The sequence below is a fragment of the Niveispirillum sp. KHB5.9 genome (assembly GCF_048066115.1).
GTDB lineage: Bacteria > Pseudomonadota > Alphaproteobacteria > Azospirillales > Azospirillaceae > Niveispirillum.
Map to the genome: position 1 here is coordinate 858,481 of NZ_JBLTYX010000001.1, position 26,966 is coordinate 885,446.

Consider the following 26,966-nt stretch of genomic DNA (forward strand, 5'->3'; position numbering starts at 1 on the left):
TTCCCCACCCCCGTCATTCCCGCGAAAGCGGGAATCCAGCGTGAGGCGCGGTCAGCGCCGATATGGCCCTTATCGCGGCGGACGCCGCTCTGCGCTGGGTCCCGGCTTTCGCCGGGATGACGGTTGGGTGCTGCCCCTCCCCCAACGGAGCCCCCCATGACCCGCCCCCTTTCCGGCATCCGCGTCATCGCGGTGGAGCAGTATGGCGCCGGGCCCTATGGCAGCATGCTGCTGGCCGATCTGGGCGCCACGGTGATCAAGGTGGAGAATGCGGCCACCGGCGGGGACGTGTCCCGCGGCACGGGGCCGCATTTCCTGGGCGACCAGGACAGCCAGTTCTTCCAGACCTTCTCCAAGGGCAAGCAATCGGCATCCATCGACCTGAAATCGCCCGAGGGCCGCGCCGCATTCAACCGGCTGCTGGCAGGTGCCGACGCGCTGATCAACAATCTGCGCGGTGATCAGCCGGCCAAGCTGGGCCTGACCTATGACGCCGTGAAACATATCAACCCGCGCCTGGTCTGCGCGCACCTTTCGGCCTATGGGCGTGGCAACAGCCGGGAGACCTGGCCCGGCTACGATTACCTGATGCAGGCAGAGGCCGGGTTCATGGGCCTGTCGGGCGAACCCGACGCGCCGCCCACGCGGTTGGGCGTGTCCATGGTGGATTTCATGACGGGCAGCCTGATGGCGTTGGGCACGGTGTCGGCCATCCTGGGGGCCAGGGCCAGCGGTATAGGCTGCGACGTCGATACCGCCCTGTTCGACACGGCCCTGCACCAGCTCTCCTACCCCGCCACCTGGTACCTGAACGCCGGCGATCAGGTCACCCGCCTGCCGCGCGGGGCGCATCCGTCCATCGCTCCCAGCCAGTCTTTCAAGACCAGGGACGGCTGGGCCATGCTGATGTGCCAGACGCCGAAATTCTGGGAGGAGTTCTGCCGGCTCACGGGCCGGACGGATCTGCTGGAGCGGGCCGAGTTCAAGGATATCCCCGCCCGCCGCGCCAACCGGCAATTGCTCTCCGACACGCTGGACGCATTGCTGTCCACGAAGAGTACGGCCGAATGGCTGTCGATCCTGGGTGGGCATGTGCCCTTCGCGCCCATCACCAACCTGGACCAGGCACTCGACAATCCGTTCGTGGCGGAGATCGGCATGGTGGAGAGCGTGGAGCATCCCGACGCGCCCGGCGGTTCGCTGCGCCTGCTGTCCACGCCCATCCGCATCAATGGCGAACGGCCCAAGGGCAAGCGCGCACCCAAGCTGGGGGAGTTGGCGGAATGAAGCTGGAGGGGATCAAGGTTCTGGACCTGTCGGCCTTCCTGCCGGGTCCGCACATGACCATGATGATGGCCGACCATGGCGCCGACGTGATCATGGTCGAACCGGCCAACGGCGTCGGCGAGCCCGCACGCGCCATCGGACAGAAGACAGCGGATGGCACGACGGTATGGTTCCGCAATATCGGGCGCGGCAAGCGCTCCGTGGCGCTGAACCTGAAGGACCCGGCCGACCATGCCCTGTTCATGGAACTGGCGGCGACAGCAGATGTGGTGGTGGAGGCGTTCCGTCCCGGCGTGGTGAAACGGCTGGGCGTGGATTACGACGCCGTGCGCCGGATCAATCCCGGCATCGTCTATTGCTCCATCTCCGCCTTCGGGCAGACCGGCAGCTATGCCCAGCGCCCTGCCCATGACATGACCGTGCAGGCCCTGGCCGGGCTGGTGGATTTGAACCGGGGTCTCACCGACGGCAAGCCCGCCAGCCCCAACATGCCCGTGGCCGACATGGCCGCCAGCCTGATGGCCCTGTCGGCGGTGCTGATGGCCCTGCTGCGGCGGGGTCAGACGGGCCGGGGCGATTATATCGACCTGTCGATGTTCGACGCCGCCATCGCCTGGACCCCCAACGTCACCGGCCCGGTCTTCGCCGAGGATCGCCACCCGTCGGTGAAGGAGATGCGCAGCTTCGGCGGTTCCGCCATGTACCATATCTATGAGACGGCGGATGGCGGCTTCATCGTGCTGGGCGGGTCGGAGGTGAAGTTCGCGGAGAATTTGCTGACGGCCCTGGGCTGGCCGGAACTGCTGGGTTACGCCAGGAAGCCGCCAGGGCCGGAACAGGCCCCGTTGCGCGACTTCTTCAAGGGCATCTTCGGCACGAAGAGCCTGGCCGAGTGGCAGGAATTCCTGCGAAACGTCGATTGCTGCTGGGCCCCGGTGCGCAGCCTGAAGGACGCGTTCGACGATCCGTTCGTGGCGGAACGCGGCATGGTGCTGACCGACACTGAGGGGCACCGCCATATCGGGGTGCCGATCCGGTTCCAAGACGAACCGGGGGTGCCACGGTTCGGGTTGCCGGTGTTCGGGGAGAAGTCGGCGCGGTGGCGGGAAGGAAGTTAACTTTCAAAGCTACCGCCCCACGCCCTCTCCAGCACCCGAGCCGCCTTCAGCCAGTACCAGGTCTCCACCTGCAGCCGCTCCGGCCCCGGCAAGACACCGTCACCGGGCGGGAACAGGTGGCCGTCACGGGCCTGCTGCCAAGCGGCCAGCAGATAGCCGCCACCTTCTGCAGGTGTCAGGGTTGTCGGCTTCTCTGTCAGACCGCCATGCGCCCGCAGCTCCGTCACCAGCGCCGGATGCCGCCGGGCCAGTTCCGCTGCGATCCGCGCGCCATAGCCCCAGCCTTCCACCACGCCACCGGTCCAGCCACGCGTCTTCAGCAGCCCGGCCAAGACATCGGCCACGGCCGGAATATCGCCGGGATCGGCGACAAGCTCGCTGTCGCCCATGCCCGGCAGGTCGGGCGCCAACCACGCCCCCTCCGCCGGTGGGGCCAGCAGCGTGCCCGACCCGCCCAGATCATGCAGGCGCAGCAAGGGCACGCCCTTTCCACCAGCCACCCAGGCGATGCCGTCCGTCACCCCGCGCGCCGTGAAGGCCGGTGGCGGCGGAGCGTCGCCATCGGGCAATTGCAGACGCAGGAAATCCGTGATCACGTGCCATGCGGTGGCGCGATCCGGCGCCGTGCCGGCCGTTACCCCGTCAGGCAGGGGCGGCAGCTTGGCCAGATAGCGGTGCAGCGGATCATCCTGCGCCGCGAACAGCAGCGACGGCATTTCCAGCCCCGCCATGTCGTCCGCCGGACGGTAGGAGAGAGCGGCTTCGTAACCGGTGCGGTAGCTGTCGCCGGCCCGCAGGAATTCCATGATCTGTTCATGGATGCGGGACAGGTCGGGCTTGGGCCGGTTCAGCCGGGTCGAGGGCTCGCGCCGGTACCAGGGGAAGAAGATGCCCTGGTCGCGGATACGGTGCCAGGCCCATGCCAGATGCCCGCCATCCCATTGCGGATGGAAGGGCGGCAGGTAATGCGCCAGCAAATCCGCCCGCTCTCCCTCCTCCATCAGCATGAACCCGTCCACGACCAGACCGGTGACGCGATGGGGGTAACGGGCGGCGAACCGGTTGGCGATGCAGGCACCGGTATGAAGGCCGTAGAGCGCCACCTTGCCCAGGCCCAGCGCGTCCATGAACCGATCCAGCGCCTGGGCGAACCGGTCCATCGTCGCCGGCCCCGGCGGCAGCGGGTCGGACAGGCCGAAGCCCGGATTGTCCGGCGCGATCACCGTGGCGAAGGGTGCCATGGCCCGGATCAGCGGCAGCAATTCCCCGCTTTCCCGCGGCGACTGGTGCAGGGCCAGCAGCACCGGCCCCCGCCCCGCCCGCCGGTAATGGACCAGCCGCTCGTCAACCTTGATGAAATGCCGTTCGACCCTGGTCATTCCCGCCCCCATTGCTGTCGCGGCGATGGTGGAAGCCACCCGGCGGCAGGTCCAGGCAAGGCTGGTCCCCGTCCGCGTGGTGGAGATTGCCCATCTGATCTGGGGCGCAGCTTCGCGGCGGGTCCTATGCTTTCTATCCGGGACAGCAGAAGGATGAAGACCATGGACGGTTCAGGAAAGCCCGCAGCCGACCCCATCGCCGCCTATGACGGCCCGCCCGATTACCGGGCCGTGGGCCGCCACGGCATCTTCCCGCAATTGACGCATGACGAGGTCGAGCGGTTCAATTTCCTGGCCCATATGAACCGCCATCTGGCCAGCCGGGTGATGCCCGCCATCAAGACGGCGTTCGACGGGCAGATAGCATCGGGCAAAAGCTTCACCGACCGCCATCAGGTGCGCCGCGCCCTGGTCCAGGACCCGTACTGGCAGCTCTGGTCCGCCCTTCGCCGCAACACCATGGAGATGCGCCAGCAGGCCGGCCGCTGGGTCACCCTGCGCCAGCGGGAAGAACTGGCGGCCCGCGCCGCTTCCCTGACCGATGGTGATCCGCGCCTGACGCTGGACCCGTCGATGAAGCTGCCGCGCTATGTGGAAGCCATCGACCATCATTGCATGCCCGGCAGCTATCACACCGAATATGGTCCCGGCGACGTGGCCAATGCCGCCAATTATGATTGCGGCCTGTTCGCCACCACGGGCGGCATGCTGGGCACCTGGTCGGATGGCGGAGGCCAGGCCGTGGCCCGCTGGGTGAAGCGCAACCTGCCGGACCTCAAACCCAAGCGCATCCTGGACCTGGGCTGTGGCCTGGGCCATTCCATCCTGCCGCTGGCCCAGGCTTTCCCGGATGCCGAAGTGGTGGCCGTGGATGTCGGCGCACCCATGCTGCGCTATGGCCTGGCGCGGGCCAAGAGCCTGGGCGTAGACAATATCCGCTTCGTCCAGGCCAATGTGGAAAGCCTGCCGCAATTCGCCGACGCCAGTTTCGACTGGGTGCAGACCACCATGTTCCTGCACGAGACCAGCTACGGCTCCATGCAGCGCATCTTCAAGGAGACGCACCGGCTGCTGGCGCCGGGCGGCATCGTGCTGCATGTCGAACAGCCGCAATATGGGCCCGACATGCCGCTGTTCGAACAGGCGATGCGCGACTGGGACGCGTTCTACAACGCCGAGCCCTTCTGGACGAAGATGCATGAGGCCGATCTGGACACCTGGATGGTGCAGGCCGGTTTTGCGCGCGAAAGCCTGATCCATGCCGGCGTGACCGGGGTGGTGGACAGGACTGTCTTTCCCGATGCGGCGGAAGATACGGGTGAGGATTACGGCCGCAAGGCGGCCTGGCACGTCGTGGGCGCCCGCAAGGAGGTTGCGTGATGTCGATCCAGCAGGCCCTGGCCGGAGCATCGGCCAAACCCACGGGCAAGCGCCCGCGTTTCCTGGAAAGCTGGGAGGCGGAACGCGCCATGGCCATCGCCATGTCGCTGGCCGGCGAGCTGGTGGTCACCCGCCAGCGGCTGGACACGCTGGAACGGTTGCTGGCGGCCAAGGGGCTGGTCACCCGTGCGGAGATCGACGGGTTCAGCCCCACCAAGGATGACGCGGCGGAACGCGGCCTGTGGAACCAGGAGTTCCTGGCCCGCGTCCTGCGCGTCGTGCAACAGGAGGCGGAGGCTTTGTCCGCCAGCGATGACAGCAGCGAGAACATTGCCGAGGAACTGGCCCGATGAAGCTGCTGCGCGCCGCCACCCTGACGGTCGCCGATCCGGAAGCCACCGCCACCCGCTATGGACAATGGCTGGATTACAGCATCGTCGAGCGTGGCATCCTGCCCGTCGGTCTGGCAACGGCCTGGGGCTGCCCCGACAGCGCCGGCCGGGCCTATATCATCATGCGGCCAGCCAGCGGGGCGGCGGTTTTCCTGCGCTTCGTGGCCGGTGATCCGGTACCGGATTACCGGCCGCTACGCACCTTTGGCTGGGCGGCCCTGGAAATATGCGTCCAGGATGTGATGAAGGTGAATGAACGGATGCTGGAAAGCCCGTTCCAGATCATCGGGCCGCCGCGCCGGAATGATGGATTGCCCACCATCCACCCGATGCAGGTGAGGGGCCCGGACGGGGAGATCGTCTATCTCACCCAGATCAACAGCGACCTGCCCGCCTTCGACCTGCCCCGCGCCGACAGTCTGATCGACAAGCTGTTCATCCTGGTCATGGCCTGTTCGGACATGGTGGCCAGCATCGACTGGTTCGGGACAGCCGTGGGGCTGCCGCTGGGGGAGCGGCTGGACATCCCCTACACGATGCTTTCGGCCGCCTTCGGCCTGCCGGCGGAACACAAGCACACGATCAGCACCATCGTGCATGACCGCGACATCTTCCTGGAACTGGACCAATATCCGCCGGCCGCCACGCCGCGTCCCGCACATGCGGGCCAGCTGCCGCCGGGCATCGCCATCTGCACCCTGTCGCATCCCGACCTTTCCATGGTCAGGGGGGACTGGATCACCCCACCCGTCCGCCGCGACGGCCCCCTCTATGACGGCCGCCTGACCGGTACCTTGACCGCGCCCGACGGGACGCTGCTTGAACTGGTGCAATCGGGCTGAACGTTGGCGGGCCTTCCAGGCCAGGCGATCATTCCACCGGCCAGCGGATGGCCACGCGCAGCCCGCCCAGGGGGGAAGGCGACAGGGTGATCACACCACCCGTCGCCTCCACCAGATCGCGGACGATGGCCAGGCCCAACCCGTCGTGGCCGGGACCCGCCTCATCCACGCGCCCACCGCGCAGCAGGGCGGTTTCGGCGCTGATATCCAGCCCCGTGCCCGTCATCCTCGACCAGCAGCAGAATGCCGGTGCCCTCCCGCGCCGTGGATACCCGCACCAGACGGCGGGCGAAGCGGGCGGCATTCTCCACCAGGGCACCCAGCAGTTCGGTCAGGTCATCGGCGGCGATGGCGATCTGCTGGTCCTCGGGAACGTCGATATCGAAGACGATCCTGGACCCGACCTCCGTGCGCTCCACCACCCCCACCACCCGCTCTGCCGCCGGCAACACGGGGGCCACCACACCCTCGCCCCCCTGGCGGATGGCGGCGGCGCGCGAGCGGGCCAGTTCCGCCTCCACCACAGCACCCACGGCGGCGATGGCCCGGTCCAGGCCGTCGGCCGCCGCCACCGCACCCTCCGCCCGCGCCCCCCGGCTTTGCGCGGCCAGGGCCGCCAGCGGGGTTTTCAGTGAATGGGCCAGATCGGCGGCGCGGCGGCGTGCGCGGGTCAGGTCGCGCTCGCGCGCTTCGGCCAGATCATTGATGGCACGGGTCAGCGGCTCCACCTCGCTGGGATGTCCCGCTTCCATGCGGGCAGCGGGGTTGCGGCGCAGCGCCGACAGGTCCGCCCGCACCCGTGCCAGCGGCGCCAGGCCCAGCCTGACCTGCACCCAGGCTGCCGCCAGCAGCGCCAGCCACAGCAGGGCCAGGAACAGCGCCATTTCCAGCCCGAACTCCCGCCGGGCGGCGCGCAGGTCATCCTCGTCCCGGGCGAACTGCACCAGCACCCCGGCATTGCCCTCATCCAGCACCACCCGGCGTTCCAGCAGGAAGATGCGGCGACCGAAGGGACCGGGTAGGGTACGGCTGGTCCAGCCATCGGCCTCTCCCACCCCGTCGCCCGACAGGGTCTCATCCCACAGCGATCGGGATCGCATCTGCCCGGCATCCGTGGTGACCTGCCAATAAAGCCCGCTGGCCGGCAGGTCGAAGCGCGGGTCGGACGGCAGGCGGTCGACCAGGGGCTTGCCATGGGGCCCGATGCGCAGGTCGGCCAGCAATTCATTGGCATCGATGGCCAGTTCATCGGCTGCGCGGCGTTCGATATGACGGGCGAACAGCAACGCCATGACCAGCCAGGCCACCAGCATGGCCACGAAGATGGCGGCCCCCGCCCCCAACAGCAGGCGCAGCCGCAGCGATCCGCCCTTCACGCGCCGGTCCCCGACAGAAGATAGCCGAAGCCGCGGCGCGTCTCGATCTGATCCGGCCCCAGCTTGCGCCGCAGCCGCAGGATCAGCGCTTCGATGGCGTTGGCGTCCATCGCCTCTCCGACGCCATAGATATGCTCGGCCAGTTCCACCGCCGACACGGCCCGGTCCGGTTGATGCGCCAGATAATCCAGGCAGCGATATTCCAGCGGCGACAGGCGCACCGGCCGCCCGTCCAGGGTCACCAGCATGCGCCGCGTATCCAGGCTGAGACGCCCGCAATTGAGGATCGACGAAGCCCGGCCGGCGGCGCGGCGCACCAGGGCGCGGACCCGCACGATCAGTTCCCCCATCTCGAACGGCTTGGCCAGATAATCGTCGGCACCGCTTTCGATGCCTTCCACCTTCTCCGTCCAATCGCCGCGCGCCGACAGGATCAGCACGGGAAACAGCCGGTCCGCCGCCCGCCAGCGGCGCAGCACGGACAATCCGTCCAGGCGCGGCAGGCCCAGATCCAGGACGGCGATGGCATAATCGCCGACATCGCCCTGGAACCAGGCATCCTCGCCATTGCGGACCAGATCGACGATGAAGCCGGCATCGCGCAGCGCATTGGCCACGTCGGCGCCGACATCGGGATCGTCCTCCACCAGCAGGGCGCGCATTCAGTCCCCCTTGCGCTTCAGGACGGCGCCGGTGCGGGCATCCAGCACCAGCTTGCGCACGCGGCCATCAGGCGCCAGGACCTTGACCTCGTAGGAGACGGGATCATCCTCCAGCTCGATCTCCAGGATGTCGCCCGGCTGCTCCCGGCCCACGATTTCCAGGATGCGGATCAGCGGCAGAATCTCACCCCGGCGCAGCGCCTCGCGCGCCGCGTCATGGTCCTTGTCCTTGCGCTTCTTGTCGTCGCCGGCCCAGCCGGTGGCAGCCGCCAGCACCAGAGGTGCCGTGATCAGGGTGGCGATAAGGGCTCTGCGATGTGTCGTCATGGGGTGGACGCTATCACGGCCAAGCTGACAACGCGCTGACAGATCGCATCGGGCGGCCCCGCCGGACCCGATGCGTCACTGCAATGGCGAAACCGACAGGGCGTCCGCCTCCGCCCGGCACCGTTCCGCCGAAGGAACCGGCCTGTTGCCAAGCGCCGCCAGTTCGGCCCGGGCCGCCGCCAGGTCCGCCTGGAAGGCCGGTGCGGCCCGCATCGGCGTCAGTGACAGGGTGGCGGACAGGCGGCCCGCCTCCACGGCGCTGGCATTATGGACACCACAGACGATGCGGCTCTCGCCATAGGCACGGCCGCGCGCCAGGATGGAAGTCGCCCGGTCGGGCAGCAGTTCGGCCAGGATCAGCGCCCAGGTCCAGCCCAGGGTCGTATGCCCGGACGGATAGTCGAAGCTGTTGGTCACCTCCTGCGCCGGCTGGCAGATGGGGCCGTGGTCGATGAGGAAGGGCCGCTGCCGCTGGAAATGCCGCTTGGCGACGTTATTGGCCCGCGCCGTATCCTGGGCTGCCGTCACCAGCAGCCGGGTCGTCACAGGGACGCGCGCGGGTGTCAGTTCGATCCCGGCGGCGCAGGCGTAATTGCGCAGCATGTCCGCCGGCGCCTCACTGACATCACTCACCGCCCAGTGCCAGCGCGGGGTGTCAACCAGGGTGCGCGTGGCGCGGAAGGTGACGCGATCCGCCTCGTACCGCGCATCCCCGGAACGGGGGGCCGCCGGCAGGATGGCCACCAGGTCGATGGCGTCCTGTGCCATGTAGGATGATGGCGGAACCATTTCGGCTTCGACCCGAAGGCCCGTTCCCAGGGTGAGGCACGCCAGAAGTGCCGCGGCAGCGGGGCGATTGCGTATCATGGATACTCCTTTGCTGAACGTCCATGGCGGGCGCCCCGCCACAGCATGCCGGCGGCAACCAGGGTGCCACCCGCGACCAGAAGACAGACCAGCGAAAGCTGGTCCGGTGTCATGATGCCCTGCGGGCCGGGGCCCGGCATCTGGACATCCAGGACGATCCCCAGCAACAGGCCGGCGGCCCCCGTCGCCAGTTTCGACACCATGGTGAACAGGCCGACCATGGAATGCGCCCGCCAGAAACCCTCGCGCGCGGCACGCACCACCTGCGCCAGCTCCACCCAGGACAGGATGGTCGGCACCGTCAGGCAGATGCCCAGGACGACCAGCCCCACCGGCGACAGGACGCCCCCACCGGTCAACAGCGGCAGCCCCAGACAGGCCGGTGCCGCCAGCAGGTATGAGGCCGCCAGCGCCCGCGTCGTCCCCAGTCGATCGACCAGCGGCCGGGCGCACCAGGCCGCCAGAAAGCGCCCGGCCATCAGCAGCGGCATGGCCAGGCTGGCCATGCCCGCCCCCGACCAGTCCAGGTGCGGCACCGCCTTGCCGACAAGACCCAGGCCCAGCGCACCGGCCACCGTGACCAGACAGAGGCCGGCAAGACCCGGCGCATCCGGCGGCCGGGGCACGTCACCGGCCGCCGGAACCGGCGTCTCCGGCAGGTTTTCCAGTTGCACCACCAGCCGCAGGCAGGGCCCCATGCACAGCAATGCGACCACGGCCACCGCGGCCAGGATGAGTTGGACAAGAAGCGGCGATGTCCCGGCATCGGCCAGCGGCACCACCGCCAGTCCCGCCACGATCGAGGCGAGCCCGTGCGCGATGGTGCGCAGGCCGGCCAGGTCCGCCTGCGCCCGCGGTGTACCGGCCAAGCGCGTCATCATGGCATTGTGCGGCACGTCATAAAGGGAAAAGCAGGTCCGGAACAGCATTCCCGCCAGGATGACCAGCGGCACGGAGGTTCCGGATGGCACCAGCAAGCCGGCGAGGAAGAACAGGCAGGCCCCCGGTGCCGCAGCCGCCATGGCCGGCACCAGTGAGGCTCCCCGCCGCAGGCGCCGGTCCATCCAGCTCCCGACCAGCGGATCGGCCAGCGCGTTCCAGACCAGCCCCGTCAGGAAGACCAGCCCGGCGGTCACCGGGTTCATGCCGCCATGGCGGATCAGCATCAGGATGGTCAGGACATCCGCCAGCGTCCACAGCAGGCTCTTGCCCAGATGCGCCAGCGCATAGACCCTGAAGGAAGATTGCCGGGTCGCGGCCTGCGCATCGGCCTTCCCATCCTGCATTGCGGCCGCCTTTCCACGGAACCTGGGTCGTGACGCCGGATACTATGTCAGGTAGCGGATCCGGTTGAAGGCGAACATGTCCTTGAAGGTGCAGAACTCCGGTGCGCCGAGCGTGATGACCGGCGATGCCGCCGCCACCATCGCCATCCAGTCGCGCATCGCCTCCCGCACGGCCCCGGCCTGCGCTGCCGACAATTCCCACAGGACATAGGCCAGCGAGATGTGGAAGCGGTATTGGTCATGCCGGGGGGACCGGATGCCGGTCGCGGCCGACAGCCGGTCGCGCAGGTGGCGCAGCCGGGCATTCTCCGCGTCATCGATGGGCGTGAGTGGAATGGCCAGGGCATTGCCGCCCATGCCCGCCCCCTCCATATCGACCCGCATGCGGATGGGCAGCGGCGTGTCCAGCGTGAAACCCTCCAGCCGCCGCCCGACCGCGCGGTGGCATTCCTCGATGGGACTGTCCAGCGCCAGTCCGGGCGGCCACAGGCCGGCCACCCGCGCCGTCTCGTTGGCCCCGTCGAACAGCGTCATGTGATAGCTCGACGGCGGCAGGGCGGCGATGTTGGTGGCGAAGGGCCGGGCCGGCAGGTCGCGATAGATGTCCAGCAGGGCATTGAAGCAGGCCGCATTCTCTCCCTGCTGCGGGATATGGCAGACGATGGTGTTGCCATGAAAACTACCGACCCGGCCATCGGCCTGGAACTTGCGCCCCACCTCCGCCGTGGGCCGGCGCGCGCCGTCGGTTTCCCTTGCCATGGCAGGCACCAGGACGCCGGCACCGGCCGCCGCCCCCAGGGCCATGAGGTGCCGGCGCCCCAGCATCGTTTCCCCTCTCTCACCCATGCTCAGAATTCCCGACGGATATTGGCACCGAAATAGCGCCGGTCGTCACGCGGCACGAAGCGCACCACGCCACTGCCGAACGTGTTCAGCTGTGTGGAATAATGCGTGTCGGCGATGTTGCGGGCCAGCAGGGTCACGCGCAGCCCGTCACCGCTTTCGAAGCCGATACTGGCATTCCACAGGCCGTAGGCGGGCTGGATCGTGTCCGGCGTCTGGTTGATGGAATATTGCACCTTCGACTGCCAGCTGTAATTCGTGGCCAGATCCACCGTCCAGCTATCATCCAGCGGGATCGTGTAGTTGGCGCGCAGGTCGGTCTTCCAGTCGGGCGAAAATGGCAGGGGGCGGCCATTGACCTGGCAGGAGGCGGACGTGCCGGCCGGACAGGTGAATTCATCGATCCGCGCCTCGATACGGGCGGCGACGGCGGCCAGGGTCAGGTTCGCGATCGGCCGCGCCGACAGGTCCGCCTCGATGCCACGGGTCGACACGCGCCCGGCATTGATCAGGCGGGTGACGGGCGAACCATTATAGGTGTCGAAGAAATTGACCTGGTAATCCTTGAAGCGGCTGAGGAAGGCCGCGAGATTGACCTGCAGGCGCCCCTCCAGGAACCGCGACTTCAACCCCGCCTCATAGGCGTTCGACGTCTCCCCTTTCAGCGCTCCGGTATCCTGCGGCAGCATGCTGAAGGCGATGTTGTAGGCTGGGCCCTTGTAGCCGCGCGACCAGGTGGCATAGGCCATGGCCGCGTCCGACAGGTCGTATTGCAGGCCCAGGCGGTTGGCGTAGTCGGTGGGATTGGTGGAACCGCTGCTGGTGAAGCCGACCTGGATGCCCGGCACCGGCACGGCGGAGGTGGAGACGCGCTTGAAATCATAGCGCAGGTCGTCCTTGACCAGCCGGAAGCCGGCGATGGCCCGGACATCGTCGGCCATGTTCACCGTCGCCTCGCCGAAGACGGAGTAATTGTCGTTGGTCACGCCGTAATCGGCGATGCCAGTATGAACCGTGCTGCCGGTTCCCGACACCACGGTGGTATCCCGGCGATAGCGCTCCTCATTCTCCGCCCGCATGTAATAGAGGCCGACGATATAATCGACCAGGTTGCCCTTGGGCGAGGCCAGGCGGATTTCCTGGGAGAACTGGTCGAAACTCAGATCGCCGCGGTCATGCTGCTGCGGCAGGCCGGCCAGGGCGCGCGGCAGGCGGTCCTGGTCCTGGAACTGCGTATTCTCCCACCGCCGCCAGGCGCTGATCGCGGTCAGGTCATGGTCGCCGACATGCCAATCGATCTGGGCGGACAGGCCGCCATTATCGTCACGGACCCGCGTGTCGAAATTGCTGTTGATCTGGCGATTGTCGGCACTGGCGACCACCGGCCCCAAGGCGGCGGCGAATGCCGGGAAGTTGGTGACATTGTTGGTCGGATAGGCGGTCAGGAAGGTGCGCGTCACCACGCCCTGCGGCGGGGTGGCCGTGGCATGCATGAAATCGGCGATCAGCATGACGCGCAGATCGTCGGTCGGCAGCAGTTCCAGCTTGGCCCGCGCGCCAGCCCGCTCATAGCCGTTGACGGTGCGCCCGTTGAAGAGGTTGGTGACATTGCCATCATACCGGCCCCACAGCGCCGTCAGCGATGCCCGGGCCTTGTCGGGCGACAGGGCGCCCGACACGCCGGCCCGCAGCCGGCGCTCGTCCCCGCCGCCGAACCAGCCGGCATCGACATAGGCCTTGAAATCCTCCGTCGGGGCGCGGCCAACGATGTTGACGACACCGCCCGACGCGTTCTTGCCGAACAGCGTCCCCTGCGGCCCACGCAGCACCTCGATCCGTTCGATATCCAGCAGGTCCAGCGTGGCCTGCCCCTGCCGGGCCAGCACGACGCCGTCGATGACGGTGGAAATGGTCGGCTCTACCCCTGGCGAGGTCGAGACCGTGCCCAGGCCGCGGATGAACAGCGCCTGGTCCTTGTTCGACGCCGCCGTGCGGAAGTTCAAGGTGGGGATGATGTTGGCGATGTCACGGATATTGTTCAGGTTGTTACGCTGGACATAGTCGCCGTCCACCACGCTGACCGCCACCGGCACACTTTGCAGCGGCTCCGACCGGCGGGTGGCGGTGACGATGATCTCCTCCAGCGTGAAACCATCCGCCTCGGGCGCGGATTGCGCCGACGTCGCGGCCGGCGCCAGCAACGCGATGGCGGCACCGGCCAGCATGGCACGGCGCGAATTCCTGATGACGGGCATTGGTGCTCCCTCCCCTGTGGTCAGCATGATCCGGAACCCGTCATGCTCCAATGACGCAAATTAAACTTGCGACTTGTGCATTGACGGGCTTTGTTGGCCAGCCGTTAAATTAATTACACTTGTTGTATGTATCTTTTATGACCGGCTGGCAAGCGCTATTTTAGGTGCCGCACTCCCGGACAGGAGCCGGCAAAGGGCACAGACAAGGTGGAAATCCCGTGGAACCCCTGAAAAACATCAATCTTCCGCTGCTTTCCGATCGCCCCCTGACCCAGAGCGAACGCCGGATTCTCGATCTGCTTTTCCGTGCCGGACCCGCGACCCAGGCCCGGATCGCCGAGACGACAGACCTCACCCAGCAGTCGATCTCACGCATCATAGGTGGATTGGTCGATGACGGTCTGGTCCGCACCGGCGACAAGGTGCAGTCGGGGCGGCGGGGCTATCCCAGCGCATCGCTGGAACTGGTGCCGGAATTCGCCTTTTCCTTCGGCGTGTCGATCATGACCGACGCGGTGGCCATCACGCTGGTGGATTTCACCGGCACGATCCGGGGCGAATGCCGACAGGGTTTCCTGTCGCTGTCCATCGGGCGCGCCACCGACTGGCTGGCCGGTGCCATGGCCGAACTGCTGCCCCTGGCGGGGGGCCGGCCGCTGGCCGGGATCGGCATCGGTGTTCCCGGCTCCTTCGTGGGTGAGGGCGCAGGCTTCAACACGCCGCACAGTCTGGAGGAATGGGCGAATATCGATGTCGCCGGCCTGTTCCGGGAAAGGTTCGGCCTGCCCGCCTTTGCCGATAATGACGGCAATGTCGCCGCCCTGGGCGAAAGCCTGGTCGGCGTCGGCCGCTGGGCCCGTAGCTTCGCCTATCTCTATATCGCGTCCGGCGTCGGCGGCGGCGTCATCCTGGACGGGGAGGTCTGGCGCGGCCGGCATGGCAATGCGGGGGAGTTCGCCGGCGGGCTGCCGGCCAACAGCCATCCCTTCCCCAACCTGGAACTGCTGCGCCAGCTGGTGGCGCGCCAGGGGCTGCCTTTCGAAACGGTGGACCAGCTGGTGGAAGGCTTCGATCCGTCCTGGCCTTCCATCGACGACTGGGTCGCCCGCGTGCGCGACAGCCTGTCGATCATCGCGTCGAACGCCACCGCCATCCTGGACCTGGACGCCGTCGTGCTGGGGGGCCGCATGCCGCGCCCACTGGCCGAGCGGGTGATTCCGGCCATCGAACTCTACGACCAGAAGCGCCGGTCACAGAAGCGGCCCACGGCCAGGATCGTACCGGCGGAGGCGCCGGGCAATGCCGCCGCCATCGGTGCCGCCATCCTGCCGCTGAAGCAGCGTTTCTTCAAAGCGCAGGTAGATACCGGTGGGATGAGTTTTTGACTCAATGCCACCGGGGGCCAGCGACCGCCGGCCCGCGCCCCAAGTCCATGGCATATTTAACATATCAATATTTGATTGCCCCGCCCTGCCGGTTATGATGGATAGTCCCTGCGATACCGAAAGCCGGCCGCCCTGGCCGGGCCAGGTACCAGCAGCATCACACCAAGATCGGTTCACCCCTGTGGTTATGCCGGAAACCCACAGGCATGGTGGAACACGAAACATCGGGAGGATTTCATGGAGCTGTCCACGTGGGACATCGTCATCGTCGTGCTGTACGGCATCGCCATCTTCGGGTTGGCACAGTACGTATCGCGGGACAAGCCGGGGGCGGCTCCGAAAGACACGACCGACTATTTCCTGGCATCGAAGAACCTGCCCTGGTGGGCCATCGGCGCGTCGCTGATCGCCGCCAACATCTCGGCCGAACAGATCGTCGGCATGTCGGGTTCCGGATATGCCATCGGGCTGGCCATCGCCTCCTATGAATGGATGGCGGCGGCGACCCTGCTGATCGTGGGCAAGTATTTCCTGCCCATCTTCCTGAAGAATGAAATCTATACGATGCCGCAGTTCCTGGAGCGGCGGTACGGCCCGTCGATCCGGACCCTGATGGCGGTATTCTGGCTGGTGCTCTATGTGTTCGTGAACCTGACCTCCATCATCTGGCTGGGGTCCATCGCCGTGACCAAGGTGGCCGGCATCGACCAGACCCTGGCCCTGGTCGGCCTCGGCTCCTTCGCCCTGCTGTACCAGCTGCGCGGCGGATTGAAGGCGGTGGCGCTGACCGATATCGTGCAGGTTGCCCTGCTGGTCATGGGCGGCCTGATCATCGCCGCCCTGACGCTGGGCGAAATCGGCGGCCAGGGGGGCATCATCGCCGGCTGGCAGCGGCTGACCACGGAACTGCCCGGCCATTTCCACATGATCTTGAAGCCCGACAACCCGCATTACATGGATCTTCCCGGCCTGTCGGTGCTGATCGGCGGCATGTGGATCGCCAATCTCAGCTATTGGGGTTTCAACCAGTACATCATCCAGCGGGCCCTGGCCGCCAAGAGCCTGGACGAGGCGCAGAAGGGCGTGCTGTTCGCGGCCTTCCTGAAGCTGCTGATGCCGGTGATCATCGTGCTGCCCGGCATCGCCGCCGTGCTGTTGGCACCCGATCTGGCCAAGCCGGACGAAGCCTATCCCTCGATGATGCGCCTGCTGCCGACGGGCCTGCTGGGGCTGGTCTTCGCGGCCCTGATCGCCGCCATCATCGCGTCCACGGCGTCCAAGATCAATTCCATCGCCACCATCTTCACGCTGGACGTTTTCGCCAAGTTCCGGCCGGCGCCCAACCGGGCGGCGGGTGGCGCGTCCCCGGCCGGCCAGGAAAGGCATCTGGTTCTGGTGGGGCGGATCGCCGCCACGGTTTCGATCCTGCTGGCCATCATCACGGCGCGCCCGCTGCTGGGCCAGTCGGAGCAGGCGTTCCAGTTCATCCAGGAATTCACCGGCTTCTTCACGCCCGGCATTACCGTCATCTTCCTGCTGGGCCTGTTCTGGAAGCGCACGAACGAAGCGGGCGCCATCGCCGCCGCCATCGCCTCCGTCCTCCTCTCCTGGGCTTTCAAGGTCTGGTGGTCGGATCTTCCCTTCATCGACCGCATGGGGCTGGTCTTCATCCTGTCGCTGCTTCTGGGCGTGGCCACCTCCCTGCTCGTGCGCGGGGACAAGACCCGCGACACGATCGATACCGGCGATGTCAGCTATGCCACGGGAACCGGTTTCAATATCGGCGCCGTCGGCGTGGTGCTGGCCCTGGTCGCGCTCTACGCGACTTGGTGGTAACGGCTGCGTCCAACGCCCTTCCATCGATCACGCCGTGCCCGGTTACACCAGACCCAGCACGGCGCCATCGATTTTCTCAGCCTGTGTCAGCCGCCGGCCGACGATGTCTGGACGCGATGACCAGCAGGATCGCGGGCGCACCCGACGCATTGACCACCTCGCGCATTTCGAACGGCTCGATGAGGCAGCTGTCATGCCTGCGCAGGATGTGCTTCATGCCGTCCCCTCCGGTGACCGTCAATTCACCCTCCAGCACGACATAGGCCTTCACGGTGTCGCCCATGCCCCGTTCAGCGATGCCACCGGCCTCGTAAACCGACAGGCCGATCCAGAAATCCCCGGCCTGGCTCGCCTCCGGCCCCTGCAGGCGAAAGGCGGACACACCGGCATGTCCGGCCGCCACATAGGCCTGCGCATCCGCCGCGCGGACCAGCTTCATTGCCGGCCTCCCCACAGATTTTCCTGCCCGTCGACATTCAGCCCGCTGGCCTTGCCCTGTTCACGCACCAGCGCCGCCCAATCCAGGCCGCCCTCGCCCTGGGCCATCATTGACAGCAGGCGGTTGCGGACGAGGGCGGCCGTCAGCAGCGGCACCGCCAGATCGCGGCCCGCGGCCAGGACAAGCTCGATATCCTTGACCGCCAGTTCGAGTTCGACGGCGAACCCCACCTGATCGAACCGCCCGGCCTCGATCAGGCCGCTATAGGTCGTGTGGGCCGTGCCGGAGAACAGGCCACCGGTGACGATCTCGCGGAATTGCGAGACATCGCCACCGGCCTTGTGCACCATCACGAAGGCCTCCGCCATGGATTGGATGGCGCCGCCCAGAATGCGGGATATTCCGCCCCGCCGGCGTTCCACAGCCACCTGCCGCGGGAAACCTTCAGGACGCCGGCCGTGGCCAGCGCCAGGAAGCCGCCCCCGTCATCGCCCCCACCTTCAGCAGGACGCCCGAGGTCAGGGATGCCACCACACCGCCTTCCACCAGGACGGCCAGCCAGAGCGTGAGACGGGGAACCGGCAGTCCCGCGGCGCGGAAGAAACCCAGGGCGTTGTGCGGCCGCCATGTTCAGCGTCGTGCCGCCGGCGGCGTGTTCAAGGCGACGCTCGGCCTGTTCGAGGAGTTCGGCCCCCTCAGGGTGCGCGACACGCCCATCTCCGGGCAGGCGATCCTGGGCGCCGCCATCGGGGCGGCGATGACCGGCCTTAAGCCGGTGGCGGAGATCATGTTCTCCGACCTCGTCGCCGTCTGCTGGGACTATATCGCCAACGAATTCCCCAAGAGCCACTACATGACCAACGGACAGGTGAAATGCCCGCTGGTGGTGCGCACCGGCAATGGCGGCGGCGCCCGCTTCGGCGCGCAGTACAGCCAGAGTGTCGAGAACTGGTGCATGATGATCCCCGGCCTGAAGGTCGTGGCCCCCTCGTCCCCCGTCGACGTGGTGGGCCTGCTGGCCGCCGCCATCCGCGACCCGGACCCGGTCGCTCTACGCCACCAGGGGCGAGGTGCCGGCCCTGGCCTCCGGCACGCTGCTGAAGATCAACGTCGCCGCCGGGACCGCCGTCCCGGCCGGCACCGTAGTCGGCGTCCTGGACAGCGGATCGGCGCAGCCCGCCGCAACCGCCCCGGCGGTGCCCCCGCCGGTCACGGTCCCGGTGCCGGTCCCCACGCCGGTCGATGCCTCCCTCCATGGTGGCGGCCGGTACGGCCATGAATACCAGGGCGGAACAGCCTCGCTCTCCAGCATGGGCATGTACGGGATCCGGCAGTTCGAGGCGGTGATCAACCCGCCCCAGGCGATGATCCTGGCGGTCGGCGCGGCGGAGAAGCGGCCGGTCTTCGTGGACGACAAGCTGGAGGGGGCGATGATGCTGTCGGTGACGGGCAGTTTCGACCATCGCGCCATCGACGGCGCCCGCCTGATGTCGGCATTCCGCACCCTCGTGGAACAGCCGCTGGGCCTCGTCGCCTGACCGGCCCCTGGAGCATCCCGATGTCCTCATCCGATGACCGGCTCAGGCTGCTCTCCTTCACCGGCTCGACGGCTGGATCCGCGAGGCGCTGCCCAAGGAGGCGGCGCTGCTGTGCGGTGGCGGACGCGACGGCGCCATGCTGGAGGCCACCTTGCTGGAGAATGTCGATGCGGACACCAGGCTCAACCGCGAGAAGGCGTTCGGTCCCGTCGCCTTCCTCATCCGTTTCAGCGACTGGCGGCAGGCGCTGCGGATCGTCAATGACAGCAGGTTCGGCCTGCAGGCGGGCATCTTCACCCGCGACATCTTCAAGATCCTGGATGCCTGGGATGATCTGGATGTCGGCGGAGTGGTCGTCAACGATGTGCCCAGCTATCGCGTGAACAACATGTCCTATGACGGCGTGAAGGATTCAGGCCTTGGCCGTGAAGGCGTACGCTTCGCCAAGGAGGACATGACCGAAATCCGCAACCTGGTGATCAGGCCTGCCTCATGAGGATCGCTGAAAATCCGGCTTCCGGCGCTGCGCGAAAGCTTCCAGCCCCGTCCGGCTCTCCATCGTGCCACCCTGCGCGACGATATGGTCGCACTCGGCGTCGAGCTGTCGTTCCAGGGTGGCATTGGTGCCGGTCCCCAGCAGGCGCTTCGCAACGCCAAGCGCCCCCACCGCCGAGGCAGCGAATTCCTGCGCCAGTGCATCCACTTCCGTCTCAAGGCTTCCCGGGGGCACGACGCGCGTGATCAGCCCCATCGCCGCAGCCTCCGCCGCCGATACCCGGCGATTGGTCAGGGTCAGCTCCTGGGCCCGGCGCAGCCCGACAAGCCGGGGCAGCAGCCAGGTGGCACCGCCATCCGGTGTCAGGCCGACCCGCGCGTAGGCGGTGGTGAAATGCGCCTCCGGCTCGGCCAGCGCGATGTCGCCGACGGCGGCCAGGCCGATGCCCGCCCCCGCCGCAGGCCCGTGGATGGCGGTGATGACGGGCTTTTCCATCCCGGCCAGACAGGCGATCGCCGGATGCAGATGGGCCAATATCTCCTGGAGAAGTGCGGGCAGCGCATCGCCGGCCCCATGCAGCGCCTTCACGTCGCCGCCCGCGCAGAACATCCGCCCGTTACCGCGCAGGACCACGCAGCGGACCGCCCGATCCGCCTCCGCCATCCTCACCACCTCCAGCAGGCGGCGCGCCATCGGCACGTCGATGGCATTGCCCGCATCCGGACGGTTGAGGGTGAGGTACGCGACGCCACCCTTGTGCGCGTACTGGACCTGGTCGGTCATGTTGCCTTGCCTTTCATGAACCTCGCGGCCGGCATCACATGCTCATGCCGCCGCCGACCGAGATGATCTGGCCGCTGATATAGTCGCTTTCCGGCGCACAGAAGAGGTAGATGCCGTTCGCCGCCTCTTCCGGCGTGCCGGCGCGTCCCAGCGGGATCATCCTGCCCAGTGCCTGCAGTGCTGCACCCGGCATCCCGGCCTTGATCTCCCGGCCTTCGATGGTGATGCGCGATCCGGGGTCCTCCACCGCCCGGCTCAGCCGCGTCTCGATGACGCCGAAGGCCACGCAATTGACGCAGGTCTTGTAGCGGCCCCATTCCTTCGACAGCGTCTTGGTCATGCCGATCATCGCCGCCTTGGCCGACGAATAATTGACCTGGCCGGCATTGCCGTGGGTGCCGGACATCGACGAGACATTGACCACCTTGCGGATCACCTCGCGGCCCTCGGCAGCCTCCTGCTTGGCGAAGGCGCGGATCGGTTCGGCCGCGGCGCGCAGGATGCGGAACGGCGCCACGGTGTGTACATCCAGCATTTTCTGGAACTGCTCGTCCGTCTGGTTCTGGATGACGCCATCCAGCGTATAGCCGGCATTGTTCACGATGATGTGCAGGCCGTTGAACGCGTCCAGCGCCGTCGCCACGAAACGGTCGCCGAAATCGGGGTCCGTCACATTGCCGGCGCAGGGCACCGCCTTGCCACCCGCCTCGCGGATGGTCCGGACGACTTCGTCCGCGGGACCTTCGTCAAGATCGTTCACGACGATGCTGGCCCCTTCCGACGCCAGCTTCAAGGCCAGCGCGCGGCCGATACCACGCCCGGAACCGGAAATCAGGGCAACCTTGCCCGCAAGTTTCAGCATCATGGCCGCTCCACTTCGAATGCATGTCCTGTTTCAAGCCAGGCCACCCGTTCCGCCTTCAGCGCCGTGCGGCGGACCTTGCCGGCATCGTCGCGCAGCGGCGTCAGGCTGGTCTCATAGGAGGCCGGCCATTTGTATTTCGCCAGCCTCTGTTCGATATGCGCGGCGATGGAAGCCAGGTTCAGCAGCTTGCCGTCGCGCAGATGGATGATGGCGTGGACGCGCTGACCCAGGTCCTCGTCCGGCAGGCCGATCACGGCGGAGGAGGATATCAGCGGATGCTCGTCGAGCGCTGCCTCCACCTCCGCCGGATAGACATTGGCACCGCCGCGGATGATCAGGTCGGACCGCCGGTCGGCCAGGAACAGATAGCCGTCCTGGTCGATATGGCCCAGGTCGCCGATCCAGTAGCCGCCAGCCGCATCCGTGCTCTGTTCCGCGCCGATATAGCGGAACTTCGCGGCACTGGCCGACGGGAAATGCACCTCGCCGATCTCACCCACATCCGCCTCGCTGCCATCCTCCCGCAGCACACGCAGGGTTCCCGGCGCCACCTTGCCGACGGAGCCGGGCTTGGCCAGCCATTCCCGGCCCGTGATCGCGGTGCCGCTGCCCTCGGTGCCGCCATAAGCCTCGAAGATCCTGTCCGGGCCCAGCCAGTCGATCCAGGCCCGCTTGATCCATTGCGGACAGGGCGCCGACATGTGCCACACGCTTTTCAGCGACGACATGTCGTGGGCGGCACGCACGCTTTCCGGCAAGGCCCAGATGCGCTGCATCATCGTCGGCACGACCGCGACGAACCCGATCTTGTGGCTGTCGACCAGCCGCAGGAACTCCTCGGCGTTGAAACGGCTCATGCCCACGACATGCGTGCCCGCCAGCAGGGCCAGGCTGGTGAACAGGAACGGCATGTTGTGGTAGAGCGGCCCCGGGTTCAGCATCGCACCGTCGCCGGAAAATCCCAGCGCCGCATAGGGAGGGGCATCGGTGTTGATGAAGGCCGGCATCGTGTCGACGATGATCTTGGGCCGCCCGCTGGACCCGCCGCTGGCGATCGCCTTCCAGCTGGCGGCACCGGCATCCGCGACGGGGGCGTCGCTGAACGCGTCCAGCGCGGCGCCGGCGGGGATCCGGGGTCCGTCATAGGCGAACGGGACGTCGCCGATCACCGCCGCCGGACTGGCCAGCGCGATGATCTCACCCGCCTCGCGGCCCGGCAGCTTTGCGGGCAGAAGGCAGGGCGTGGCACCCGCCTTCCACACCCCCACCACCGCTTCATGGAACTCGGTGCCGTTCGCCAGCATGACCATGACCAGATCATCCTGCCGGACCCCCAGTGCTGCCAGCATCCGCGCCCGCCGGTTGGATCGCCGGTCAAGCTCGTCCCAGCTCAGCGAACCGTCGGGATAGGTCACGGCGGGCGCCGTTCCCTTCCGCCTGGCATTGTCCCGGATGATCGACGCTATCGACTTCAGCGGCATGTTTTCCGTTTCCGTTTCAACAGGCGGGGGTACCGCCACGATGGACCGTTTGGCCGGCATTTGCCCAGCCCCTAGCCCGGCAGGGCGTCGAGAAGCGCCTTGGTCCGGGCCTTGATCGGCTCTTCCATGATACGGTCCGTATGGATGTACAGCCTGTTCTGCTGAACCGCATCGATGACCATCCGGCCGACCTCGTCGATGCCCGTACCCTTCTGAAGCGCCTGGTTGATCAATTCGCGACGCTCTGCTCTCCGCCGTTCATGTTCTTGCGACAATTGCACGGCACCCTTGGGGGCGCCCTCCTGCGACCGGTGCACGACATTGGTCGCGACGGGGCCGGGGCACAGCACGCTAATGCCGATGCCGGCCGGGGCCAGATCGGCATGCAGGGATTCCGACATGCCGACCACCGCGAACTTGGCCGTGCAGTAAAGAACGCCCGACCCGGTCGCCGCAAGCCCGGCACCCGACGAGGTGTTGACGATATGCCCACCCTGGCCGCGCTCGATCATCCTGGGCAGGAAGGTCTGGATGCCGTTGATGACGCCGTGCAGATTGATGCCGATCGCATAATCCCACAGCGCGTAATTCAGTTTGGCCGGCGCCTCCGCGACGATGACGCCCGCATTGTTGAACAGCAGCGACACCGGCCCCAGCGTGCCTTCGACCGTGTCCGCGACGGTGGCATAGGCATCACGGTCGCGCACGTCCAGCCGGTAGGTTTCGACCTGGGTGATGTCCTCCAGTTCCGCCTTGGCGCGGGCCAGCGCCTCTATATCCAGGTCCACCAGGGCCAGCCTGGCGCCGGCCCGCGCAAAGGCGCGGGCGATGCCCAGGCCGATGCCGTTGGCACCGCCGGTGATGAAGGCGGTACGCCCCTGCACGTCGGTCATTTGCTTCCTCTTGGATTTATATCAACGGTCATAAATTATGACCGTTGATATGGCGGCGACCGCCGCCGCGCCGCTCATGCGGCGTAGCCAAGCCAGCGGATGCTGGCGCCGGCGATTGAGGGGCAGGAAGGATTGACCAACGGTCAATCCTTCCTGCCACTGGTATCATTGTGCCCGGCCGTAGAGCGTGACGACGCACGCCCCGCCCATGCCCATATTGTGCTGGAGCGCCAGCCGCGCGCCGTCGACCTGGGTCCCGCCCGCACTGCCGCGCAGCTGGCGCGTCAGCTCGTAGCATTGGGCCAGGCCGGTCGCACCGATCGGATGCCCCTTGGACAGAAGACCGCCGCTGGGATTGACCACATGGCTGCCGCCATAGGTATTCTGCCCGTCGCGGATATAGCGCTCCGCCGTCCCGTCCGGCGTCAGGCCCAGCGCCTCATAGACCACCAGCTCGTTGGGCGTGAAGCAGTCATGCAGCTCGACCACGTCCACATCGTCGGGGGACACGCCCGCCGCCTCATAGACCCTGTCGGCCGCGGCCTTGGTCATGTCGTAACCGATCAGGCTGATCATCGAGCGCCCGTCCCAGGTGCTCTGGAAATCTGTGGTCAGCGACTGGGCCAGGATTTCCACCGGCGCCTTGATCCCATGCCGGGCCGCGAAACGGGGCGAGACCAGCACCGCCGCCGCGGCACCGCAGGTGGGGGGACAGGCCTGGAAGCGGGTGACCGGTCCGGACAGCTTGGGTGCCGCCAGCACCTCCTCCAGCGTCAGCGGATCACGGAAGACGGCAAGCGGATTGTTGGCGGCGTGGCGGCGTGCCTTGACGGCGATCATCGCGAACACCTCGTCGCCGATCCCGTAGCGCTGCTGATACTCGACGGCGGCACCGCCATAGAATTGCGGCGTGGGCGGCTTGGCCGGGTCGTATTCCCGCATTTCCAGGAATTTGGCGCCATGATGGCCCATGGTCCGCTTGCGGTCGTTGAAGACCGATCCCAGGGCGCCCGGCACCATCTGTTCGAACCCGAAGGCCAGCACGCAATCGGCCGCACCCGCCTCGACCATCTGGCGCGCCAGGAAAAGCGCGCTGGACCCCGTGGAGCAGTTATTGTTGACATTGACGACCGGAATGCCGGTGGAACCGATCCGGTAGAGGGCGGACTGGCCGGCGGTTGAATCCGCGTAGACATAGCCCGCATAGGCCTGCTGGACCTGGTCATAGGTGATGCCGGCATCGGCCAGCGCCAGACGGATGGCCTTTTCCGCCATCACGTCCCAATCCTCGCTCTGGCCGGGCTTGGTGAAGGGGATCATGCCGACCCCGGCGACCCGCACATTGCTCATTGTCGACTTCCTTTTGAATTCGGTTCGGATGTTCGGGATCAATCCGGCATGGCGGCAAGCAGCGCCCGGGTCCGGGCGATGATCCGTTCCTCCATGACCCGATCGACATGGATGTAGAGGCCGTTGTCCTGCACCGCCTTCAGGACCATGTCCCCGACCTTGTCGGCGCTGACAGCCTGTTTCAGCGCCGCGTTCATCACGGCGATCCGTTCCGCCCGCCGGCTCTCCTGCTCTTGCGACAGGGCGATCCGGGCCAGGGGGGCGGCATCCGCCGACCGCTGGATGATGCCGGTCGCGACGGGACCGGGACACAGCACGCTGACGCCGATCCCGGCCGGTGCCAGTTCGACATTCAGCGCCTCAGACAGGCCGACCACCCCGAACTTGGCCGTGCAGTAAAGGACGCCGGAGCTTGTCGCCGCCAGACCGGCGCCCGACGCGGTATTCACGATATGCCCGCCCCCGCCGCGCGCGGCCATCCTGGGCAGGAAGCTCTGGATGCCGTTGATGACGCCATAGAGATTGATGCCGATCGACCAGTCCCACAATTCATAGGTCAGCTTCTCGGCGGGAAAGGCCCCGGCGACGCCGGCATTATTGAACAGCAGCGATACCGGCCCCAGCGCGCGTTCCGCGGCGTCGGCCGCGGCCGCATAGGCATCGCGGTCGCGCACATCCAGCTGGAAGGTCTCCACCGGGGTGATGTCCTGCAATTCCGCCTTGGCGCTGGCCAGGGCATCGCCATCAAGGTCGACCAGGGCCAGCCTGGCACCGGCACGGGCGAAGCTGCGGGCGATGCCCAGCCCGATGCCGTTGCCGCCACCGGTGATGAAGGCCGTGCGCCCCTGCACGTCGGTCATATGGTTCCTCCCATGGATTTTGTTCAGGGCGGCTCTGGCCCGCTGAATTTCATCCAACGCTAGGGCACGGCCCCCCGATCGCGAAATGCAAAGCCGGGCCGTGTAATGCCTCGCAGGAATGGCTGGCGCCGTTTTATCCCGCCTCAACCTGCCCGAACCTCTGTAAGACGGACCTGCCAGCGCCGTATGACGCCGCCATCGCGGCGGGCCCTGGCCACCAATTCCGAACTGACAGAGAGGGTCCGATGGACATCAAGGGAACCGGTGCGATCGTCACCGGCGGCGCATCCGGCCTCGGCGGCGCCACGGCGGCGCTGCTGGCCGGCCGTGGCGCCAAGGTCACGATCTTCGACCTGAACGCCGACCTGGGCAACCAGCTGGCAAAGGAGATCGGCGGGCATTTCATCAAGCTGGACGTGACCGATGCGGACGCCGTGGAAGCGGCCCTCCAGGAGGCGGAGGGCCTGCACGGCAAGGCGCGCATCCTGGTGAATTGCGCCGGCATCGGGCCGCCGGCCAAGGTGATCGGCCGGGACGGCAAGGCCACCCCGCTGGCCGATTTCACCAAGGTCATCGCGATCAACCTGATCGGCAGCTTCAACGTCCTGTCGAAATTCGCCGCCCGCATCCATGATGCCGGCACCATCGGTGGGGAGGAAGGCGGCGTCATCATCAATACGGCCAGCGTCGCCGCCTATGACGGTCAGATCGGGCAGGCCGCCTATGCGGCGTCCAAGGGCGGCATTGTCGGCATGACCCTGCCCATCGCGCGGGAACTGGCCCGGTACGGCATCCGCGTGGCGACAATCGCCCCGGGCCTGTTCCTCACGCCCCTGCTGATGTCCTTGCCGCAGGAGGCGCAGGACAGCCTGGGCCGGCAGGCGCCCTTCCCCAGCCGGCTGGGCCGGCCGGAGGAATTCGCCCGCATGGTGGCCGCGATCATCGACAACCCCATGCTGAATGGCGAGACCATCCGGTTGGACGGAGCCATCCGTCTGGCACCGAAATGAGCCACCTCCCCTCCCC

The 26,966-nt window shown here is 67.1% G+C and carries 27 protein-coding genes and 1 pseudogene; 11 read left to right on the forward strand and 17 right to left on the reverse strand.

Features of this window, described 5'->3' with window-relative positions:
* The first annotated feature begins 156 nt into the window (after window positions 1-156).
* A complete protein-coding gene (locus tag ACM9HJ_RS03425) occupies window positions 157-1,287 on the forward strand; it encodes a CaiB/BaiF CoA transferase family protein (RefSeq protein WP_416570279.1) in 1,131 nt (376 codons plus the stop codon).
* Window positions 1,284-2,405, forward strand: a complete 1,122-nt coding sequence (locus tag ACM9HJ_RS03430) for a CaiB/BaiF CoA transferase family protein (RefSeq protein ID WP_416570280.1) — start codon at window positions 1,284-1,286, stop codon at window positions 2,403-2,405. Before ACM9HJ_RS03425 ends, ACM9HJ_RS03430 begins: the two co-directional genes overlap by 4 nt.
* On the opposite strand, the gene ACM9HJ_RS03435 is transcribed toward ACM9HJ_RS03430, so the two are convergent.
* Complete coding sequence (locus tag ACM9HJ_RS03435; RefSeq protein ID WP_416570281.1) at window positions 2,402-3,784, reverse strand: alpha/beta fold hydrolase; 1,383 nt, start codon at window positions 3,782-3,784, stop codon at window positions 2,402-2,404. The two genes, ACM9HJ_RS03430 and ACM9HJ_RS03435, sit on opposite strands and share 4 nt — an antisense overlap.
* A gap of 162 nt (window positions 3,785-3,946) precedes the next feature.
* Here ACM9HJ_RS03435 and ACM9HJ_RS03440 point away from each other — a divergent pair, with 162 nt between their 5' ends.
* The 3 genes from ACM9HJ_RS03440 to ACM9HJ_RS03450 are packed head-to-tail and all read left to right on the forward strand — an operon-like array spanning window position 3,947 to window position 6,398.
* Entirely contained in the window at window positions 3,947-5,164 is a 1,218-nt protein-coding gene (locus ACM9HJ_RS03440; RefSeq protein ID WP_416570282.1) for a class I SAM-dependent methyltransferase, read from the forward strand.
* Window positions 5,164-5,517: a hypothetical protein gene (locus ACM9HJ_RS03445; protein WP_416570283.1), complete on the forward strand. Its 354-nt coding sequence runs from the start codon at window positions 5,164-5,166 to the stop codon at window positions 5,515-5,517. The genes ACM9HJ_RS03440 and ACM9HJ_RS03445 overlap by 1 nt, the downstream gene beginning before the upstream one ends.
* Window positions 5,514-6,398 carry a hypothetical protein gene (locus ACM9HJ_RS03450; RefSeq protein ID WP_416570284.1) on the forward strand — a complete coding sequence of 295 codons (885 nt, stop codon included), beginning with the start codon at window positions 5,514-5,516 and terminating at the stop codon, window positions 6,396-6,398. The genes ACM9HJ_RS03445 and ACM9HJ_RS03450 overlap by 4 nt, the downstream gene beginning before the upstream one ends.
* 28 nt (window positions 6,399-6,426) lie before the next feature.
* Here the strand turns inward: ACM9HJ_RS03450 and ACM9HJ_RS03455 are convergent, their stop codons facing one another.
* From ACM9HJ_RS03455 to ACM9HJ_RS03490, 8 genes are all read right to left on the reverse strand, one after another.
* Complete coding sequence (locus ACM9HJ_RS03455) at window positions 6,427-6,567, reverse strand: ATP-binding protein (protein WP_416570285.1); 141 nt, start codon at window positions 6,565-6,567, stop codon at window positions 6,427-6,429.
* Window positions 6,560-7,774 carry a hypothetical protein gene (locus ACM9HJ_RS03460; RefSeq protein ID WP_416570286.1) on the reverse strand — a complete coding sequence of 405 codons (1,215 nt, stop codon included), beginning with the start codon at window positions 7,772-7,774 and terminating at the stop codon, window positions 6,560-6,562. Before ACM9HJ_RS03460 ends, ACM9HJ_RS03455 begins: the two co-directional genes overlap by 8 nt.
* On the reverse strand, window positions 7,771-8,436 hold the full coding sequence (locus ACM9HJ_RS03465; RefSeq protein ID WP_416570287.1) for a response regulator transcription factor: 666 nt from the start codon (window positions 8,434-8,436) through the stop codon (window positions 7,771-7,773). Before ACM9HJ_RS03465 ends, ACM9HJ_RS03460 begins: the two co-directional genes overlap by 4 nt.
* Window positions 8,437-8,763, reverse strand: a complete 327-nt coding sequence (locus ACM9HJ_RS03470) for a PepSY domain-containing protein (protein WP_416570288.1) — start codon at window positions 8,761-8,763, stop codon at window positions 8,437-8,439.
* Between the two features lie 75 nt (window positions 8,764-8,838).
* Entirely contained in the window at window positions 8,839-9,630 is a 792-nt protein-coding gene (locus ACM9HJ_RS03475; RefSeq protein ID WP_416570289.1) for an acid phosphatase, read from the reverse strand.
* A complete protein-coding gene (locus tag ACM9HJ_RS03480) occupies window positions 9,627-10,916 on the reverse strand; it encodes an MFS transporter (protein WP_416570290.1) in 1,290 nt (429 codons plus the stop codon). The genes ACM9HJ_RS03475 and ACM9HJ_RS03480 overlap by 4 nt, the downstream gene beginning before the upstream one ends.
* 42 nt (window positions 10,917-10,958) lie before the next feature.
* Window positions 10,959-11,762 (reverse strand): DUF1868 domain-containing protein, encoded by an 804-nt coding sequence (locus ACM9HJ_RS03485; protein ID WP_416570291.1) that lies wholly within the window; start codon window positions 11,760-11,762, stop codon window positions 10,959-10,961.
* 2 nt (window positions 11,763-11,764) lie between these two features.
* Entirely contained in the window at window positions 11,765-14,014 is a 2,250-nt protein-coding gene (locus ACM9HJ_RS03490) for a TonB-dependent receptor (RefSeq protein WP_416570292.1), read from the reverse strand.
* 218 nt (window positions 14,015-14,232) lie between these two features.
* Here ACM9HJ_RS03490 and ACM9HJ_RS03495 point away from each other — a divergent pair, with 218 nt between their 5' ends.
* The gene (locus ACM9HJ_RS03495; RefSeq protein ID WP_416570293.1) at window positions 14,233-15,399 is read left to right on the forward strand and encodes an ROK family transcriptional regulator; all 1,167 of its coding nucleotides are present in this window, start codon (window positions 14,233-14,235) and stop codon (window positions 15,397-15,399) included.
* Window positions 15,400-15,636: 237 nt separating this feature from the next.
* Complete coding sequence (locus tag ACM9HJ_RS03500; protein ID WP_416570294.1) at window positions 15,637-17,235, forward strand: sodium/sugar symporter; 1,599 nt, start codon at window positions 15,637-15,639, stop codon at window positions 17,233-17,235.
* A 76-nt stretch (window positions 17,236-17,311) separates the two neighbouring features.
* Here ACM9HJ_RS03500 and ACM9HJ_RS03505 read toward each other — a convergent pair whose 3' ends face one another.
* Both ACM9HJ_RS03505 and ACM9HJ_RS03510 read right to left on the reverse strand, forming a co-directional pair.
* Window positions 17,312-17,674, reverse strand: coding sequence for a cupin domain-containing protein (locus tag ACM9HJ_RS03505; protein WP_416570295.1), 363 nt, complete (start codon window positions 17,672-17,674; stop codon window positions 17,312-17,314).
* Window positions 17,671-18,102: an NAD-binding protein gene (locus ACM9HJ_RS03510; RefSeq protein WP_416570296.1), complete on the reverse strand. Its 432-nt coding sequence runs from the start codon at window positions 18,100-18,102 to the stop codon at window positions 17,671-17,673. The genes ACM9HJ_RS03505 and ACM9HJ_RS03510 overlap by 4 nt, the downstream gene beginning before the upstream one ends.
* A gap of 185 nt (window positions 18,103-18,287) precedes the next feature.
* Here ACM9HJ_RS03510 and ACM9HJ_RS03515 point away from each other — a divergent pair, with 185 nt between their 5' ends.
* The 3 genes and pseudogenes from ACM9HJ_RS03515 to ACM9HJ_RS03525 all read left to right on the forward strand — a co-directional run.
* Window positions 18,288-18,953, forward strand: coding sequence for a hypothetical protein (locus tag ACM9HJ_RS03515; protein ID WP_416570297.1), 666 nt, complete (start codon window positions 18,288-18,290; stop codon window positions 18,951-18,953).
* A 37-nt stretch (window positions 18,954-18,990) separates the two neighbouring features.
* A complete protein-coding gene (locus ACM9HJ_RS03520; protein ID WP_416570298.1) occupies window positions 18,991-19,212 on the forward strand; it encodes a 2-oxo acid dehydrogenase subunit E2 in 222 nt (73 codons plus the stop codon).
* A 64-nt stretch (window positions 19,213-19,276) separates the two neighbouring features.
* Window positions 19,277-19,708: pseudogene (locus ACM9HJ_RS03525) on the forward strand (aldehyde dehydrogenase family protein); the annotation flags it as partial.
* Here the strand turns inward: ACM9HJ_RS03525 and ACM9HJ_RS03530 are convergent.
* The 6 genes from ACM9HJ_RS03530 to ACM9HJ_RS03555 all read right to left on the reverse strand — a co-directional run bounded on the left by ACM9HJ_RS03530 (window position 19,703) and on the right by ACM9HJ_RS03555 (window position 25,940).
* Window positions 19,703-20,491, reverse strand: a complete 789-nt coding sequence (locus tag ACM9HJ_RS03530; protein WP_416570299.1) for an enoyl-CoA hydratase/isomerase family protein — start codon at window positions 20,489-20,491, stop codon at window positions 19,703-19,705. The pseudogene ACM9HJ_RS03525 and the gene ACM9HJ_RS03530 overlap by 6 nt on opposite strands.
* Before the next feature lie 34 nt (window positions 20,492-20,525).
* On the reverse strand, window positions 20,526-21,356 hold the full coding sequence (locus ACM9HJ_RS03535; RefSeq protein ID WP_416570300.1) for an SDR family NAD(P)-dependent oxidoreductase: 831 nt from the start codon (window positions 21,354-21,356) through the stop codon (window positions 20,526-20,528).
* On the reverse strand, window positions 21,353-22,897 hold the full coding sequence (locus ACM9HJ_RS03540; protein ID WP_416570301.1) for an AMP-binding protein: 1,545 nt from the start codon (window positions 22,895-22,897) through the stop codon (window positions 21,353-21,355). The genes ACM9HJ_RS03535 and ACM9HJ_RS03540 overlap by 4 nt, the downstream gene beginning before the upstream one ends.
* A gap of 11 nt (window positions 22,898-22,908) precedes the next feature.
* Entirely contained in the window at window positions 22,909-23,730 is an 822-nt protein-coding gene (locus ACM9HJ_RS03545) for an SDR family oxidoreductase (RefSeq protein ID WP_416570302.1), read from the reverse strand.
* A gap of 165 nt (window positions 23,731-23,895) precedes the next feature.
* Window positions 23,896-25,080 (reverse strand): lipid-transfer protein, encoded by a 1,185-nt coding sequence (locus ACM9HJ_RS03550; RefSeq protein WP_416570303.1) that lies wholly within the window; start codon window positions 25,078-25,080, stop codon window positions 23,896-23,898.
* A 38-nt stretch (window positions 25,081-25,118) separates the two neighbouring features.
* Window positions 25,119-25,940, reverse strand: coding sequence for an SDR family oxidoreductase (locus tag ACM9HJ_RS03555; RefSeq protein WP_416570304.1), 822 nt, complete (start codon window positions 25,938-25,940; stop codon window positions 25,119-25,121).
* A 245-nt stretch (window positions 25,941-26,185) separates the two neighbouring features.
* On the opposite strand from ACM9HJ_RS03555, the gene ACM9HJ_RS03560 reads away from it, so the two are divergent.
* Window positions 26,186-26,950: an SDR family NAD(P)-dependent oxidoreductase gene (locus tag ACM9HJ_RS03560; RefSeq protein WP_416570305.1), complete on the forward strand. Its 765-nt coding sequence runs from the start codon at window positions 26,186-26,188 to the stop codon at window positions 26,948-26,950.
* Window positions 26,951-26,966 lie beyond the last annotated feature (16 nt).